The following is a 15,507-nucleotide window of genomic DNA, read 5'->3' on the forward strand; positions in this document are numbered from 1 at the left end:
GGTTCTACACAACTAACACACTATTATGAGGACTGAGATTCCGTTATTTCAGCAGTTTTGGCGAAATCGCTTGACAAGCGGACTCAGATTCCGTTAAGTGTCCGAAACACGCTCATTTTTTGTCCGAATGTACAGGATAACGGAATGTCAGTCCGCGTACGCTGCAATAGAGCTTTTTACATGAAATAGAGGAATATCAGTCCGCTTCTTCACTTAGTCGAACAGTTCCAGTACCACAAGCATCTCCAGTACCACAAGCACCTCCAACACACCAGTATTTCCAATTCCCCAACTCCACCAGTACGCTACCAGCACTACCAGCTCCACCAGTACCTTCATCCCCACCAGTACCCGTTCTTAGCAAGCCCTCACATATCAGCATCTCTCCTGTAACGGCAGCTTACCCGTCCCTATAAGGAAAGCATCTTTTCAGCAAGGAATAGAAGGATAAATTTATGGTGGATGCCAATAAATTCTTGTATATTGAAAAAAAAGCACGCAGTCCGTATTTGAACGGTGCGCGCCTCACATTTAATCCGTATGCAGCGCATTGCGGCGCTCGATGGCTCCGGCGGATTCTTTAGAATCGCTTTTGCCTCCTAATTTGAACACCAGAATTCCCCCGACGATGATGAGCACACCGATCAGCTGATTGAACGAGAACGGAACCTTCTCCAGGCCCAGCCAGCCCAAGGAATCCCAGAGTAAGGCGAAGCCGAGCTGAGCGGTCAGGACAATGGAGATGGCATAAGTTGCGCCAAGAATTCGGGTGGCCTGGACCAGACAGATGACGACACCCACACCGATCATACCGCTGAACCAGTACCAGGGCTGCATATGCTGCAGCGTGAACATGTTCTTCCCTTCCATAATCAGCCCCATAATCAGTGAAGCTGCGAATCCCATGCCCAGCACCAGTGTGGTGGTTGTCCAGGAGCCTGTATGCTCATTGACCTTGGCATTGAAAATATTCTGAAGACTAACCAGTGCACCCGCGATTAGCGCGAGTAATATTCCTGCTAACATATCTGTTGCTCCCTTATATACTAATTTGTATTGCCTTGTTGCCTGCTGGATATATTCTACATTGCTTGACCTAATCATCAGAACTTCAGCACGACCACACCCAGGATCATCATCCCGATCCCGATAAACTGCGGCAGCTTCATCTTCTGCTTGGCTACCCCGAACCAGCCCTTGATGTCGATGACAAAAGTCAGGCACAGCTGGGCAATCAGCAAAGCGGAGATGGTTAAGGTGACACCGATGCTCTGAATCGCCGTAACCTCACTGAAAATAACGAATGCGGCAAATCCGCCACCGATCAGATACAACGGATTAACCTTGCGGAAGCCGTGTTTCTTCCCGTCCCGTACGATCAGCGCAATGACCAGCGCCATCAGGAATCCGGTGAACTGTGTGATCGTTGCTGCCTGCCATGTACCAATATCCTGGCTGATTCTTGCATTCGCTACCCCTTGCAGCGTAATGCATGCCCCGCCTATAAATGCGAAAATTATCCCCTTCATCTGTCTCTCTCCTCTATATACTGTCTGCTTTAATTAAAAGCCAGTTTGCCGGATTCGGGAAGGACATATGTCCTGAGTTGTAAAAAGTGTCTGCGAACAGCTGCCCGAAAGCGGCCGGTAAAGAGATAAAAAGCCCATTCCAAACCGGATTTCCGGCTCGAAACGGGCTTATAACTGTATGGTTTAGGAGAGTAGCTTCATTTCCCGCAGCTTGTCCATAATCAACACACTGACAGCTGATACACGGGCTTTATCCTCATAGGTTAACCAGGCCAATTCCTCGATTTCGGAAGCCGGACTCAGTTCACCCGTGAAATCTGCCGTGAGGCAGGTCATCCGGACTGAAATGCCCTCTGCTTTGCCATGCGCTGGAGCTTCAAAGCTTCCGAATTCCGCAATAGTCTCCGGTATGATCTGAACAGATAATTCCTCAAGGATCTCCCGGATCAATGTCTGTGCATCACTCTCACCATGCTCCCGTTTGCCTCCCGGGAAATAATAAGTGTCCTTTCCTTTGGAACGCGCACCAAGCACCTTGCCGTCCACAATATATATCCAGGCAATTTTATCAATTACTTCTGTCATTGTCCGTCTGCACCTTTCTTCATCGAACTTTAATATGCATTTGCTGCTCCGCTTCATCCCAGGGTACCGGATACGCCTGGCCTTTGGCGCAGAAGATCGAGGTAGAGGAGTAAGCCGGATCGGCATTTTTATTATAATTCCGCTGCTGAATTACTGTCCCGGTCTGATGGCACGGCTGATAACCCGCGACTCTAAGCGACAGCGAACCCTTGCCCTGGGTCATGGAAGCCAGTCTCACCCCATAATTCATGAAGCTTGCCACTGGAACCGTACCGGTAATGACAGCGTTGGACTCCGTAATCTCAGGTGGGCTGAAGCTGCCGCTGGCCTGCTGGATATCACTCATTACTTTGCCCACGTAGTCTGAATCTATCCGGAGCTTCAGGTCATAGACTGGCTCCAGCAGCAGATTCACGGCCTGCTCCAGCCCCTGGCGTAAGGCACGGTAAGCCGCTTCACGGAAATCTCCACCGTTCGTATGCTTATTATGTGCTCTGCCGCTAAGCAGGGTGATCTTCAGGTCGGTCAGCGGTGAACCGGTCAGCAGGCCGTGATGGCCGCTCTCCAGCAAATGCTGCTCAATCTGATGCTGATAGCCCACGGCCAGATCATCCGGATGACAATTGTTAATGTAGGTAATACCGCTGCCGCGTTCCCCAGCCTCCAGCTTCAGATGAACCTCGGCGTAGTGGCCCAGCGGTTCGAAATGTCCGTAGCCATAGACGGTGCCAGTGATCGTCTCCTTGTAGAGAATCTCCGGCGGACCAAAAGTGATCCGGATCTGAAACCGTTCAGCCATGATCTGCTCCAGAATCTCCAGCTGAATTCCTCCCATCACATGGATATGCAGCTCCTGCAGCTCTTCATCCCAGCTTACATTGAGCGAAGGATCTTCCGCACCCAACTGTCCAAAGGCATTCATCAGTTCTTTCAGGTGTACCGGCGGCTCAAAAAGGACTTTGGATTTCAGCGTAGGTATCAGGCCGCTTTCCTGTGAGTCCATCAGTTCACCAACGCCCTCACCGGGCAGGGCCTCAGTAAGCCCTACAACCGCGAACAGTTCCCCTGCGGCAGCCCAATCGGCGGAAATATATTTGGTGCTATTATATTTCCGGATTCCGGTGACCCGCGCCGATAAACGTTCCGGTCCATGTCCGTACATTATGCTGTCCCTATTCTTCAGAACTCCCTGTAGAGCCTTGATGTAGGTGATACGCGTGCCTTTTTCGTCGTGGCGGATCTTGTAGACTCTCCCCGCAAAAGGCAGCTCATGATCGTACTCCGTGAAGGTTAACGCGTTAAGAACCTCCAGGAACCCGTCCACCCCTTGATCAAGCAATGCAGAGCCCTGCATACACGGAAATATCTCTCCGCGCTTCAACATGTCTGGCAGAGCACTATGGAAGACGTTGTCAGACAGTGTTCCTTCCAGATACACTTCCAACAGCTCGTCATCACGCTCGGCTATAAATGCTCTCTGCTCATCAGTCAACGCTTCCCCCGGCTGCTGCGACAGCAGGAAGGCATTGCCGCTGAGCTGCTGCCGGATCTCTTCGAGTACACGCTGCGTATCCGCACCAGCACGGTCGGTTTTGTTAATGAAGAACAGGGTGGGAATGTTATGCTGGCGCAGCAGCTGCCATACGGTTTCCGTATGACTCTCCACGCCTTCCACCGCACTGAGGATGACCACCGCATAATCCAGCACCTGCAGACAGCGCTCCATCTCTGGAGAGAAATCAACATGGCCCGGAGTATCCAGCAGGAAATACCGCGAATCCTTATACACAAATTCCGCCTGATCGGCAAAAACAGTGATTCCGCGCGCTTTTTCAATCTCGTGGGTATCCATGAAGGTATCCTGATGATCCACTCTGCCACGGCTGCGGATCGCTTCGGTATGGTAGAGCAGCTGCTCAGCGAAGGTCGTCTTGCCGGCATCTACATGTGCGAGCAGTCCGACAGTTATATTATTCATACGGTGCGCTTACACACCTCCACGGATATGCGGAGCTACTTCGGACTGATAAAATTCGCTAAGACGCTCCATTTCAGCTGAACTATAGGATGGAACATCCAGTGTAGCAAGATTGTCTGCGATCTGAGCCTCGTTCTTGAAGCCAGGAATGACACAGCTGACGGCCGGATGATCCAGAATCCAGCGCATAGATGCTCTGGCCATATTCCCGCGTCCTTCTGCGATCCAGTCGAGCTTGCGGGCCAATGCAACACCGGTGACAAACGGCAGTCCGGCGAAGGTCTCCCCGACATTAAAGTGCTCCCCGTTCGCATTGAAGCTGCGGTGGTCGTTCTCCTGGAATGTGCTGGATTCCTTGAATTTACCAGTCAGCAGTCCGCTGGCCAGCGGCAAACGCACCAGAATACCCGCTCCGTGGGCGGCAGCACGCGGCAGCAGTTCAAGTGCAGGCTGCTGGCGAAACAGATTGAAGATCACCTGCAGCGCCTCCACACCTGGATATTCAAGGCATAGCAGACCTTCCTCGATAGTTTCAACACTCACGCCGTAATGGCGGATTTTGCCTTCAGCTTTCAATTGGTCAAGCGCTTCGAAGACACTGCCGTCCCGTAGAATCTCAATCGGAGGACAGTGGATCTGATACAGATCAATGGCCTCTCTCTCCAGCCTGCGCAGGCTCTGTTCACAATATTCACTAATTCTGCGTGCGGAGTAGTTCTGCGGATCATGAATATCTCCACCACGGCAGAACTTAGTGGCAATATGTATCTCATCCTGCTTGCCTTTGGTTGCCTTGGCGAGTAGCTCTTCCGCATGCCCGGAGCCGTATACATCGGCAGTATCAAAGAAATTAACGCCCTGCTCCAAAGCCAGCTGCAATCCCTTGAGTCCGTCTTCATCCCTGCTGCTGCCCCAGTCCCCGCCGATTGCCCAAGTGCCAAAGCTGACTTCACTTACTGATAAACCTGTATTTCCCAGCTTGCGGTATTTCATCGTAGAACCTCCGTTTTGAGTTTAGTTAGTATAATGAATCCTATGGAACCGTTAACAACTGACCTTATTATTATGAATGGTTTGCACGGTAAGGTCCAGTCTCTGTATAGTTATACCGCCCCATACTTAATCGCAGATTGCATACTAGTCCGTTCTTGCGGGAGATTCCAAGTCCATCCACCTCTGACGCGGACTGAGATTCCCTTAATTGAGCTTATCAGGGTGATTTGCTGAACAATCGGACTCAGAATCGCTTAAATTACTCAATACTGTTCATTTCAGACACGATTTAACTAGATAACGGAATCTCAGTCCGCATCCTACAACACTGGATTTCTTACCCAAATGCAACATAGAGTTGTTTACATTAAAAAAGACCGCCTCCATTCTAATGGAGCACAGCCGGTGACTGAAGTTTAAGCTCCTAGCTCTCCATGACATAAGCAAACACCGGATAGCTCTCCACATGCTCGAATCCCAGCTTCAGTGCCAACCTATGTGACGCGGTATTCTCATGTGTGGTTTCCCACAAGGGTAGCTGGCCTCTCTCCAGGTAATAACTAATCAGTGACCGGGCGGCTAGCGTCCCGTATCCTTTACCGCGCTCAGCTTCTGAGTATGTAACCACATCAATGAAATAACTGTTGTTCACGGTCCTCTTCATGAGCCTCCAGAACAGTAAATTCCCTGTAGTCAACGGTCACACCATATTCAACCTCCAATACAATCATGAAGATCAGCGCCAGAAACCAGTTTGAAGGTACTGTAGTGTCGATTGAAGAGGGACAAGTCAATGCGAAGGTTGTGGTGGACACCGGAGGCCAGAAGCTCACTTCTATTATCTCAGTAGAAGCGCTACGCGATTTGGAACTGAAGGAAGGCTCTGCTGTTACGGCAATTATCAAAGCTTCCTCCGTATTGCTGATGGCATAACCGGCTTACGGCTTGCGCCGGGTAAGCTCATAGCCTATGCAAGCCCGCACGCCAAAAGACCTGATCCGGCGATCCGCCGCCACTCAGGTCTTTTGGGTTCAGTACCGCAGCACCAGCACAAACCGCATGCCCCGCTCCAGCGGCTCCGCGAAGATATCGCCGCCCATCTTCACCAGCAGCTGCTTGCAGATGAATAGGCCGAGGCCGTTACCCGGCTTCCCGTCCGCATTGGAGCCGCGCCAGAAGCTGGCGAAGATATAGGGCAGCTCGCCCAGCAATAGCGGTTCGCCTGAATTCTCAATGACGATGAGCTGGCGGTAGTCCTCTTCCCGGAAGGTCATGCTGACCGTACCGCCATCGCCGTATTTTATCGCATTCTCGATAAGATTATTAAGTACTTCAAGCAGCCTATCCAGATCACCCAACAGCAGCTTGTCCTGATAAGGACCCACCTTCAGCTCTATCTTCAGCAACTCCAACCGTTCTTTATGACCCAGGACCACCTTCTTGATTAACTCACTGATATAGAACTCCCCCGGCACGACCTCCATTTCCTGCAGTGAGGAGACTGAAGCCATGATAATATCGCCGATCAGCTGTTCAATATCCTCTGCTTTCTGACCAATCAGCCTTGCAGCAGCTTTGCGTTTCTCTTCACTGTCATAGAGGCTTTCGTCCAGCGCACTGGCGTATAGCCTGATCGAGGCGACCGGTGTTTTGAGCTCATGCGATAGAGAAGCGACCAGCGTCTGGCGGTCTTTTTCCAGGCGGAGATTGGTCTGCTTCTGGGTGTCCAGCGTTTGCCGCAGCAGGTCGAGCCCCCATACGAAACGGCCGAAGAACCGGCTCCGGTGCTCCTTCATCCCTGTATTCACATGACCCCTGGACAGCTCATAAGGCAACTCTTGTAGGGTGTGAAACGGCTGCAGAATCTGCTTACGGATATAGAACAGCAGGGCTATCATTGCCCCAAGCACCGCCAGCAGGAACACATTCAGGACCAGGAATACGCTGCGGTCCGCACCGGGCAACCGGTATGAGAACCTTAAATACCCTGTCAGCTGCTGCTCCAGATAGACAGGTTTGACCGTGAATTCGTATGAATCCGCTACACCTATTCCGGCAAAAAACCGCTCAACTGCCTGTGCTTCCGCCCCCTGATCTATCCAGCTTAAGCCGTTAACGTATGTATAATCTCCCGGAGTAAGTATAATCTCTTCCGGCCGCACCCCGCGCTGCACCTGCTCAATAATCCGGTTGATCTCCACCCGGTAAGCTTTGCCGGGCTCCCTTATTTCCCGGTAGGATACATATGTATTCAGAATGGCAATCACGATGAACCCGCCGAGTATTGTCCAGAGAATCAGTCTGTTAAATGCCTTCATACTTGTATCCTACCCCCCAGACGGTTACAATCCGCCTTGGCTCTTTGGGGTTCAGTTCGATTTTGTCCCGCAGCTTATTCATATGTACCGTCAGCGTCGAAGGCTCACTGAAGCTGTCTGCCCCCCATACCTGCTGGAACAGCCACTCTTTACGCAGAGCCTTTCCCTTGTTATTCATCAGCAGCACCAGCAGCTCATATTCCTTGGCCGTCATCCCGAGCTGCTGCCCGCCTCTATATACCATCATCGAGGTCCGGTTAACTGTAAGGTCTCCATCTGCCAGCAGCTGCTTATCATCGTTCATCTCATAGCTGCGACGCAGATGTGCTTTGACCTTGGCTGTCAGCAGGTTGACCGAAAAAGGCTTCTCCAGATAATCATCTGCGCCCAGCGTAAGGCCGATAATCTTATTGTCATCCCCATGGCGTGCACTCATAATCAGAATCGGCAAATTGAACTTCTCCCTGGCGATTCTGCAGACGGCGAAGCCGTCAAGCTCCGGCAGCATAATATCGAGCAGCAGCAGCCTGACCGGATGCATCTCCAAATATGTCAACCCCTCTTCCCCGGAAGCCGCAATGAATACAGAATACCCCTCCAACTGCAAAAAATCCTTGATCACCTCCGCCAGCTCCGCATTGTCTTCAATGATCAGAATATCCGCCACGGCTATCTCCTCCTGCTGCTTGTTACCAGCCCATCTCCATCAGCCAGCCCGCCAGGCTGCGCTCACGTTCCCTCGAACCCTGCTCCGGTGAATATTTGCCCAGGACATGCTCGCCCTGAATATTGCCGTCCACCATATATAATACCTTATCACTCTGTGCGGCTACCTTCACATCATGGGTCACAATCATAACGGTTGTTCCCTCACGGTTGATCCGGCACAGCTCATTCATGACTTCCTGCGCAGCTTTCGAATGGAGTGCACCCGTCGGTTCATCGGCAAACAGCATCGCCGGCTCATTAATCAGTGCCCGGCAAATACAGGCCCGCTGCAGCTGTCCGCCGGATACCTCTGTAATGTCATGTCCGGCCGTTTCAATAATATTCAGCTTCCGCATCAACGCATCTGCGTACTGATTGACATCGCTGCGGCTGCGCCTGCTTCCCTTCCCGGATATCGCCTGATAGCCCGATAGAATGATATTATCATAAACCGACAGATTGCTCAGCATATGCATCTGTTGAAAGATGAATCCCATCTTGTGCAGCCTCAGGTCAGCCATTCCTTTCTCGGAGAGCTGCGAGAGACTCTGCCCGTCAAACACCACTTCACCCGCCGTGAGCCGGTCCATCCCGCTGACGGTGTAGAGCAGTGTTGATTTACCTGAGCCGGACGGCCCCATCACGGACACGAATTCTCCTTCATGAAGCGTAAGATTAATATTCCGCAGGACATTATTCTGTCCTTTATTTACAATATAGGTTTTGCATAGATTGGTCACTTCAAGTACAGCTGCCATTCAATATTCCTCCTTGGGTAAATGATTTCTGTTCGCTGAAGCTCACTCTTTATTCATATTCCAGATCTGCACACGTTTGATCTGACCGCAGCTGGTGTATACCGCCAGCATGACGACAGCAAGGATGAGCAGCGGATAGAACACATAGACCTGAAGCGGGACGATCGTGAGTTCCAGCTTCGTCAGACCGAATATCCGGAAGAGGATGCCGAGTAAACGTCCTCCAAGGGTGTTTGCGGCGATTACACCCAGGATTAATGAGGCTGCCATAATAATCAGAATGCGCAGCACCTGCCACAGCCGGATGGCTGAATTCGTGAAGCCGATGCTCTTCATCACCGCAATCCCGTGCACTTCCTTCGTAATCATCAGCCTGACAAACAGGCTAGTGATGAAGAATGTAATGATGCAGATAATTGCCGTGAGCAGCGAATTGATGCTTTTTAACTGGCCCATGAAGCCTCCAGTGATTTCGCCCAGCATTTCCAGCGCCGTCTTGATATTCAGGTCACTGTACTGACTCTGGATTTCCTTAATCATCTCTGCCTTTTGGTCAGCCGGGGCATTGATTGTTCCGGAGAACAGATAAGCACCTATCACCTGCGGGTTGTATTCCTGTGCAATCCAGACCGCATAGCCCTCGTTAGAGATACTTTGGAACAATCCGGTAATGATAAAAGTGCTTTGTACGCCATCAATCTCAAATATCATATTGTCGCCAACCTGCTTGCCGTATTTCTCGCTCATAATGGTTGTAACAGCAATTTCATTCTTAAGCATAGGCGCAGTGCCCTCCAGGAATGGAACGGATTCAGCGAAGTCATTCTTCTGTCCGTTAATTCTCCGGTTCTCTTGCCCGTCATCAGAAATGTACTTGGTCATCAATGCGTAATTCGCCGCAAGTGACACGTCAAACCCTTGCTCCTTCATACTCCGGCTGATTTCTGCCTTCTCCTGCTGAATCTCTTGAGTGGTCTTATCCCCGACCACAGTCTTGGTATAGAAATCCGCTCCAATCGTACCAAAATAATCCAGAAACGTAGGAGAAACAATTGTATTGGTCAAATTCACCGGAATCAGAATGATGGCTGTACTTAAGATTAGAGTTAGAATAAGCGAGGTATAGCTTTTCAGCCGGTTCAGCACATCGCTCAGCGCCAGGAAGAATGCGGTATGCAGGAACCGGCTTTTATGTAAATGAATGCTGCGGGAAGCCTTGAAGCGTTCTCCTGTCTGGCCTTGGCGGATAGCGTCAATGGCCGAAGCCTTGTTAATCTTGCGCATACAGAGTAAACAGAACAACAGAATGAAACCTATAATGGCCACAGTGCTGCACGCTGAAATAATGATGCTGATGCTGCCGCCGGGTAAGATCAGATACTGCGAGGTCCTGCGGGACATTAGCTCTGTCAGCGGAAGGCTGATTCCAAGTCCGATGGCGCCGCCAAGAAAGGCGAGACCCATATATTTCGTTAAATAGAGCTGCTTGATCCCCCGGCTCCTGAACCCGATCGCTTTCATCACGCCGATCTCCTTGTACTCATCCTGCAGCGTAGAGACAATCGTGAACCGCAGGGTGAGAAATGCAATGAAGATCAGAAACAGGCTGATCGCAAACATCATCACGGAGATGATCTGGTCTGTTAAATAAGACGTGGAGACTAGCGACTTGTCGGCATCGAAGTTAATAGGCAGATTCGTTGTGGCGAATGAGCCCGACAATTCCGTGGGAGATATACCCGGGACCGCGATTAAGCTCCACAGATTCACCAGAGAATCGTCTGGCAGGCTCTGCTCTATTTCTGCAAAATCTTCATCCGCCAGTATAATCCGTTTGAAGCCCATCAAATCCGACCCCATAAAGGCATCCTTGAAGAAACCGTGCACCTTGAAGGTTTTCGTTATATTGTCAAAGGTAAGCGTGATTGGTTCTCCTGACTTAATGCCACTGGCTAGTATTAGGCTTGTCGGCAGTCCTATTTCCCCTGGCTGAAGGCTATAAGGCTCATTGTCTTCTCCAAAGATAAGATTGACCTGCTCCGGCACGGTAGACAGCATAAGACTCATATTCCCGGAAAAGCTGGCACGCCCGTCAGGCATTTCTATCTGATTCAGCGTTATTGAGATAAATTTCTCCATGTACGAAGTCTCTACTCTCTTCTCATTCCGAATCCATTCCTGGATGACCTTGTTATATTCCGGATGATCGGCCAGCGCAATATTAAGATCTGCCACCCGGCTCTTGTCAATAAAACTGTCGAGGGCGCTGGAGGTGGAATACATCAGGCTGGAGCTGCTCGCTACGAGCGTAGAAGCCAGAATAATGAGTACCAATAGAACGGTATTCATCACTTTTTTACGCCGCAGATCTTTTTTAAGTATTTTCAGGAACACGATGTTGTTCTCCTTTCGTCAAGCTCTGTCCTGATTATAACGGGGCAAATATTAAATAATCCTTAAGTCGCTGCAAAAGAAATCCGCGCAAAAAAAGAGCTACAGTATGATCCATAGCTCTCTAATTACTTCTAACCTAAACGTCCTGCTCCGAGATGCCCGATTCCGGGTCAAAGGTAAGCATCTTCGTCGCTATTTTATCAATAAAGAACCGGTCATGGCTGACGGTAACAACCGCCCCGGGAAAATGAATGAGTGCCTGCTCCATCACTTGAATACTGGTCAGATCCAGATGATTGGTAGGCTCATCCAGGATGATCACAGCAGCACCGGAGAGAAGGCATTTCGCTAACGCTACTCTGGCCTGCTGGCCGCCGGATAGATGTCCGATCCTTTTGCTCAAATCTATTTCCGAGAATTGCAGCATAGACAGGAATTTGTTCACTTTTTTCCGCGGCGCATCGAGACCCAGACCATACACATTAACCGCATGGCTTACTGTATCTTTAGGATCAAGCTCGTCCCACATCCGATTGAAATACGCGTAGCTGACACCTCGCTCCCAGGTCACAACCCCGGAATCCGGCTCCTCCTGACCCGTCAACACCTTGATTAGCGTCGATTTCCCGCTTCCGTTAGGGCCGACGATGACCAGCCGGTCTTCCTTTTGAATGTCGAAGCTAATGTTCTGGAAGATGGTCCGGTCATCATACGTCTGGCCAATTCCCTTCACTTCAGCAAGCTTGTCCGGAAAACGCAAATTGCTATAAATATCGGTAATCAGGACATTCACAGGATGCGGCTCCACCCGCTTTTTGATCTCCGTCAGCTTGCGCGACAGGCGGTCTTTGGGAGACTTTTTACGGCCCCGGTTATCCATGGCTTCAGACTCCATAAGCAGAAGTTCTTCCTCCCATTCAAACTGACGGTCGAGTACCTTTTTGCGCATCTTCTTTTTTTGAACATAATCGGTATAATTGCCTTCGTACTCCTGGAAATGATAATTCTCGATTTCTATGGTCCGTGTTACTACCCTGTCAATAAACTGCCGGTCATGTGAGACCAGAAGCATCGCCCCGGTGAAACGGTGCAGCCACTGCTCGAGCCATACGATGCCATCCATGTCCAGAAAGTTGGTAGGTTCATCGAGCAATACGACATCGGGCACCTCAATTAAGACCTTGGCCAGTGCCGCGCGGTTCCGCCACCCTCCTGATAACTCGTCTACAGGCTGATGCCGTGATCTCTCATCAAACCCCAGTTTAGTGAGCACCGTATTAATCTCCACCGAGACATTCCAGCCATCCAAATGATCCATCTGTTCAAAAAGCTCCGCTTGCCGTTCTAACAGGGTATTCATCTGGTTATCATCCGTTACTTGCCCAAGCTGTTCCCCAATTTGCTGTAGCTCCTGTTCGATAAGCGTCACCTGCCCGAAGCACAGCTCCAGCTCCTGTTGCACAGACAAGGACCCGGATAGCTCCGAGAATTGGGAGAAATAACTGATCTTAACCTTCGGGTCCAGCTCCACGTTCCCGGCCGTAGGCTGTTCTTGTCCCATGATCAGCTTGAATACAGTCGATTTACCTGCACCATTGCGTCCGATTAGACCTATTCGTTCACCTTTGCTTACGCGGAAATAGATATCTCTGAAGATCAATGTATCCTCATATTTCTTTGTCACATTCTCCATACGTATTACGCTCAAACCTATCGCCCCTCTGGTTCATAACCTCAAAATTCATCTATCCACACTCAGGGGTGATTATAACACTAAATCCGCATAACCGTTGTCACATTACACAAAAGGCCGCGATCCGCGGCCTTTTCACTTGAAACTAGAATTGTTTTTGGGCAAAATCATAAAAGGCCACGGCTGATTCCCATACCGGGAAGCCGGCCTGGGCCAGCTTGTCGCTGCCTCCGCCTTTGCCCTGATATTCGCCAAGATGGGCTTTGAAGAAGGCTCCGCAGGACAGATCCGCAGCACCGCTGTGGGCGAGCACCGCTTTATTCTCCGCCGCGCTCAGCAGCAGAACAGGCAGGTCCGTTAACGCTGTAAGCTTCGCCGCCAGACTCTGCAAATCCTTAAGCGGTCGGGTATCAGAAATATGTGTAATCAGTCCGCTGCCGGGTTCCAGTGCGGATAATAGCTCCCGGGCCAGATAAATATCATTCTGTTCCTTAAGCGAAGCCAGTTCAGTCTGCACCAGCTTCTGCTCATGCTCCCATTTCTCAATCCGGTCGATAATTTCGTCCTTACCGGTATTGAACTTGGCTGACAGCTTCCCCAGAATACGTACATTGTCATTGAATTCATCCAGTGCCCGGCTTCCGCATTTGAAGGTAATCCGGGTGTTGCCCTTCTGCTTCTCGGAACGCAGCAGCTTGATCATGCCCACGGCTCCTGTTGAAGCTACATGTGTCCCCCCGCAGGCGTTATGTTCGACACCTTCAATCTCCACAATCCGGATGTCCTCTGTCACCTTAGGCAGCTTCACCAGCGGTAGCCTGGCCATTTCTTCTGAAGTGACGAAGTAGCTGGTTATACTGCGGTTCAGGTATATCTGGCGGTTGACCTCTTGTTCGGCCTCCGCCATCTGTGCAGCAGACAGCTCCGGCACTCCGATGTCAATCGTGGCATAGTCACTGCCTAGGTGGAAGCTTAGTGTCAACGCCTGGTACAGATCACGGAAGACAGCCGACAACAAATGCTGGCCGCTGTGCTGCTGCATGTGGTCAAATCTCCGGCTCCAGTCGAGCCTGCAATTGACTTCAGCCCGATCAGGAAGCTGCGCTACCTTATGCAGCACCTCATTATCTTCCAGCACTACATCCAGCACCGGAAACTCACCTATGTACCCTGTATCACAAGGCTGTCCGCCGCCATGGGGATAGAAGGCTGTCTCTGCAAGTGTCACATAGATCCCGTCTTCACGTTCAACTGTACCACTTATGGTTGTACTCCATTCATTCAAGTAGGCTGAATCATAATACAGCTTCTTAGTCATGCGTAGACTCCTTTCCGTTACCGTCTTCAGCGGGCGTGAAGAACCTTTCCATTACGACATAGTCCTTGCCGCCCTTGCTGAAAACCTCATCTGTTGCCTGCATGCCAAATTTCTTGTAGAAGCCTGCTTTGTAGGTTCGTGCGTTGCAATAGATCCTTTGTACCCCTGCCTGCTCTGCCTCTTTCAGCACCGTCTGCAGCAGTCTGCTGCCGTAGCCCAGACCCTGCTCCAGCTCCAGCGTAGCAAACTTGCGGAACTGTGCTTCTGTACCATTAATAAACAGAGATAACACCGACACCAGTTGCTCACCCAGATACAGCCCGTAATGTACGCCAAGCTCATCATCCGTAAGTTTGATGTAATCCGGCTCTCTCTCGGGCCACATCACTTCATGCCTCAGTTTCCATGCTTCTTCCTTCTGTATGATCCTGATCTCCATCTCATCCACTCCAATATATGTACTTAATGCATCGTATCCCATATCTGCTTGCCGATCAATATGACAGTGACTGTTATGAATAGCGGGCGGATATACGCCGCGCCTTTGCGGATGGCAATTCTGGAGCCCACAATAGCTCCGATCACCATCGGAATGCCCAGAATCAGCCCATGGGTATAGCTGACAGAGCCGAGGGCTATAAACGTAAGCAGACTCGTGATGTTGCTGGCGAAATTCAGCATTTTGGCATTGCCTGCGGCCGTAACAAATTCGAAGCCCATCATCAGAAAAGCAAAGATCAGAAAAGATCCGGTTCCCGGTCCGAAGAAGCCATCGTAGAAGCCTATGACCAGTGCCGCGATAATCCCGATCAGCCGTGTTCTGCCATTGCTGCCGGAGAAGGTGGATACATCTCCCCAGGCTTTTTTGAACAACGTATAGACCGTTATCACTACCAGCATGACAATGACCAGCGGCTTCAGAAACTCTGAAGGTACCTGACGGACGGTAAGTGTACCGGCTACCGCACCTATAATGGACAACGGAATCAGTGTCCGGACCAGCTTGAAATTGATTTTGCCGGACCGCACGAAAGAAGCCGTACTGGTCAGGGAGCACATTGACCCGGCCAATTTGCTGCTGCCCAGCAGCAGAGGGAGAGGAATCCCTACGGACAGCAGTGCAGGAATTGCAATCAGTCCTCCCCCGCCTACCACAGAGTCAATTAATCCGGCCAAAAAACCGCAAAGCACCAATACTGCGACCATGCCAATCGTCCAATCTTCCATCCTGCG

At 50.6% G+C, this 15,507-nt stretch carries 16 protein-coding genes; 1 reads left to right on the forward strand and 15 read right to left on the reverse strand.

What is annotated here, in order from left to right:
* Window positions 1-213: 213 nt before the first annotated feature.
* From MKX70_RS22590 to MKX70_RS22620, 7 genes are all read right to left on the reverse strand, one after another.
* Window positions 214-345, reverse strand: a complete 132-nt coding sequence (locus MKX70_RS22590; protein WP_269322104.1) for a hypothetical protein — start codon at window positions 343-345, stop codon at window positions 214-216.
* 186 nt (window positions 346-531) lie between these two features.
* Window positions 532-1,026 (reverse strand): DMT family transporter, encoded by a 495-nt coding sequence (locus tag MKX70_RS22595; protein WP_042236342.1) that lies wholly within the window; start codon window positions 1,024-1,026, stop codon window positions 532-534.
* 77 nt (window positions 1,027-1,103) lie between these two features.
* Window positions 1,104-1,529: a DMT family transporter gene (locus MKX70_RS22600; protein ID WP_039291582.1), complete on the reverse strand. Its 426-nt coding sequence runs from the start codon at window positions 1,527-1,529 to the stop codon at window positions 1,104-1,106.
* Window positions 1,530-1,712: 183 nt separating this feature from the next.
* Window positions 1,713-2,114, reverse strand: a complete 402-nt coding sequence (locus tag MKX70_RS22605; protein ID WP_042236340.1) for an NUDIX hydrolase — start codon at window positions 2,112-2,114, stop codon at window positions 1,713-1,715.
* 19 nt (window positions 2,115-2,133) lie between these two features.
* Complete coding sequence (locus MKX70_RS22610; RefSeq protein ID WP_042236339.1) at window positions 2,134-4,092, reverse strand: elongation factor G; 1,959 nt, start codon at window positions 4,090-4,092, stop codon at window positions 2,134-2,136.
* A gap of 9 nt (window positions 4,093-4,101) precedes the next feature.
* Window positions 4,102-5,085 (reverse strand): aldo/keto reductase, encoded by a 984-nt coding sequence (locus MKX70_RS22615; RefSeq protein WP_042236338.1) that lies wholly within the window; start codon window positions 5,083-5,085, stop codon window positions 4,102-4,104.
* A 424-nt stretch (window positions 5,086-5,509) separates the two neighbouring features.
* Window positions 5,510-5,749, reverse strand: a complete 240-nt coding sequence (locus tag MKX70_RS22620; protein WP_042236336.1) for a GNAT family N-acetyltransferase — start codon at window positions 5,747-5,749, stop codon at window positions 5,510-5,512.
* Between the two features lie 65 nt (window positions 5,750-5,814).
* Between MKX70_RS22620 and MKX70_RS22625 the strand changes: the two genes are divergently transcribed.
* Window positions 5,815-6,018: a TOBE domain-containing protein gene (locus tag MKX70_RS22625; RefSeq protein WP_042236335.1), complete on the forward strand. Its 204-nt coding sequence runs from the start codon at window positions 5,815-5,817 to the stop codon at window positions 6,016-6,018.
* Between the two features lie 98 nt (window positions 6,019-6,116).
* Here MKX70_RS22625 and MKX70_RS22630 read toward each other — a convergent pair whose 3' ends face one another.
* From MKX70_RS22630 to MKX70_RS22665, 8 genes are all read right to left on the reverse strand, one after another.
* On the reverse strand, window positions 6,117-7,403 hold the full coding sequence (locus MKX70_RS22630) for a sensor histidine kinase (protein WP_052416386.1): 1,287 nt from the start codon (window positions 7,401-7,403) through the stop codon (window positions 6,117-6,119).
* Entirely contained in the window at window positions 7,390-8,070 is a 681-nt protein-coding gene (locus MKX70_RS22635; RefSeq protein ID WP_042236334.1) for a response regulator transcription factor, read from the reverse strand. The genes MKX70_RS22630 and MKX70_RS22635 overlap by 14 nt, the downstream gene beginning before the upstream one ends.
* 22 nt (window positions 8,071-8,092) lie before the next feature.
* Complete coding sequence (locus MKX70_RS22640) at window positions 8,093-8,869, reverse strand: ABC transporter ATP-binding protein (protein ID WP_042236333.1); 777 nt, start codon at window positions 8,867-8,869, stop codon at window positions 8,093-8,095.
* 42 nt (window positions 8,870-8,911) lie between these two features.
* The gene (locus MKX70_RS22645; RefSeq protein WP_042236330.1) at window positions 8,912-11,263 is read right to left on the reverse strand and encodes an ABC transporter permease; all 2,352 of its coding nucleotides are present in this window, start codon (window positions 11,261-11,263) and stop codon (window positions 8,912-8,914) included.
* Window positions 11,264-11,399: 136 nt separating this feature from the next.
* Window positions 11,400-12,971, reverse strand: coding sequence for an ABC-F family ATP-binding cassette domain-containing protein (locus tag MKX70_RS22650; RefSeq protein ID WP_042236328.1), 1,572 nt, complete (start codon window positions 12,969-12,971; stop codon window positions 11,400-11,402).
* A 130-nt stretch (window positions 12,972-13,101) separates the two neighbouring features.
* Complete coding sequence (locus MKX70_RS22655) at window positions 13,102-14,274, reverse strand: alanyl-tRNA editing protein (protein ID WP_340840780.1); 1,173 nt, start codon at window positions 14,272-14,274, stop codon at window positions 13,102-13,104.
* On the reverse strand, window positions 14,267-14,713 hold the full coding sequence (locus tag MKX70_RS22660) for a GNAT family N-acetyltransferase (RefSeq protein ID WP_340840781.1): 447 nt from the start codon (window positions 14,711-14,713) through the stop codon (window positions 14,267-14,269). The genes MKX70_RS22655 and MKX70_RS22660 overlap by 8 nt, the downstream gene beginning before the upstream one ends.
* A 23-nt stretch (window positions 14,714-14,736) precedes the next feature.
* A complete protein-coding gene (locus MKX70_RS22665; protein WP_042236324.1) occupies window positions 14,737-15,501 on the reverse strand; it encodes a TSUP family transporter in 765 nt (254 codons plus the stop codon).
* Window positions 15,502-15,507 lie beyond the last annotated feature (6 nt).

The organism is Paenibacillus sp. FSL R7-0312 (assembly GCF_038004445.1).
GTDB lineage: Bacteria > Bacillota > Bacilli > Paenibacillales > Paenibacillaceae > Paenibacillus_AQ.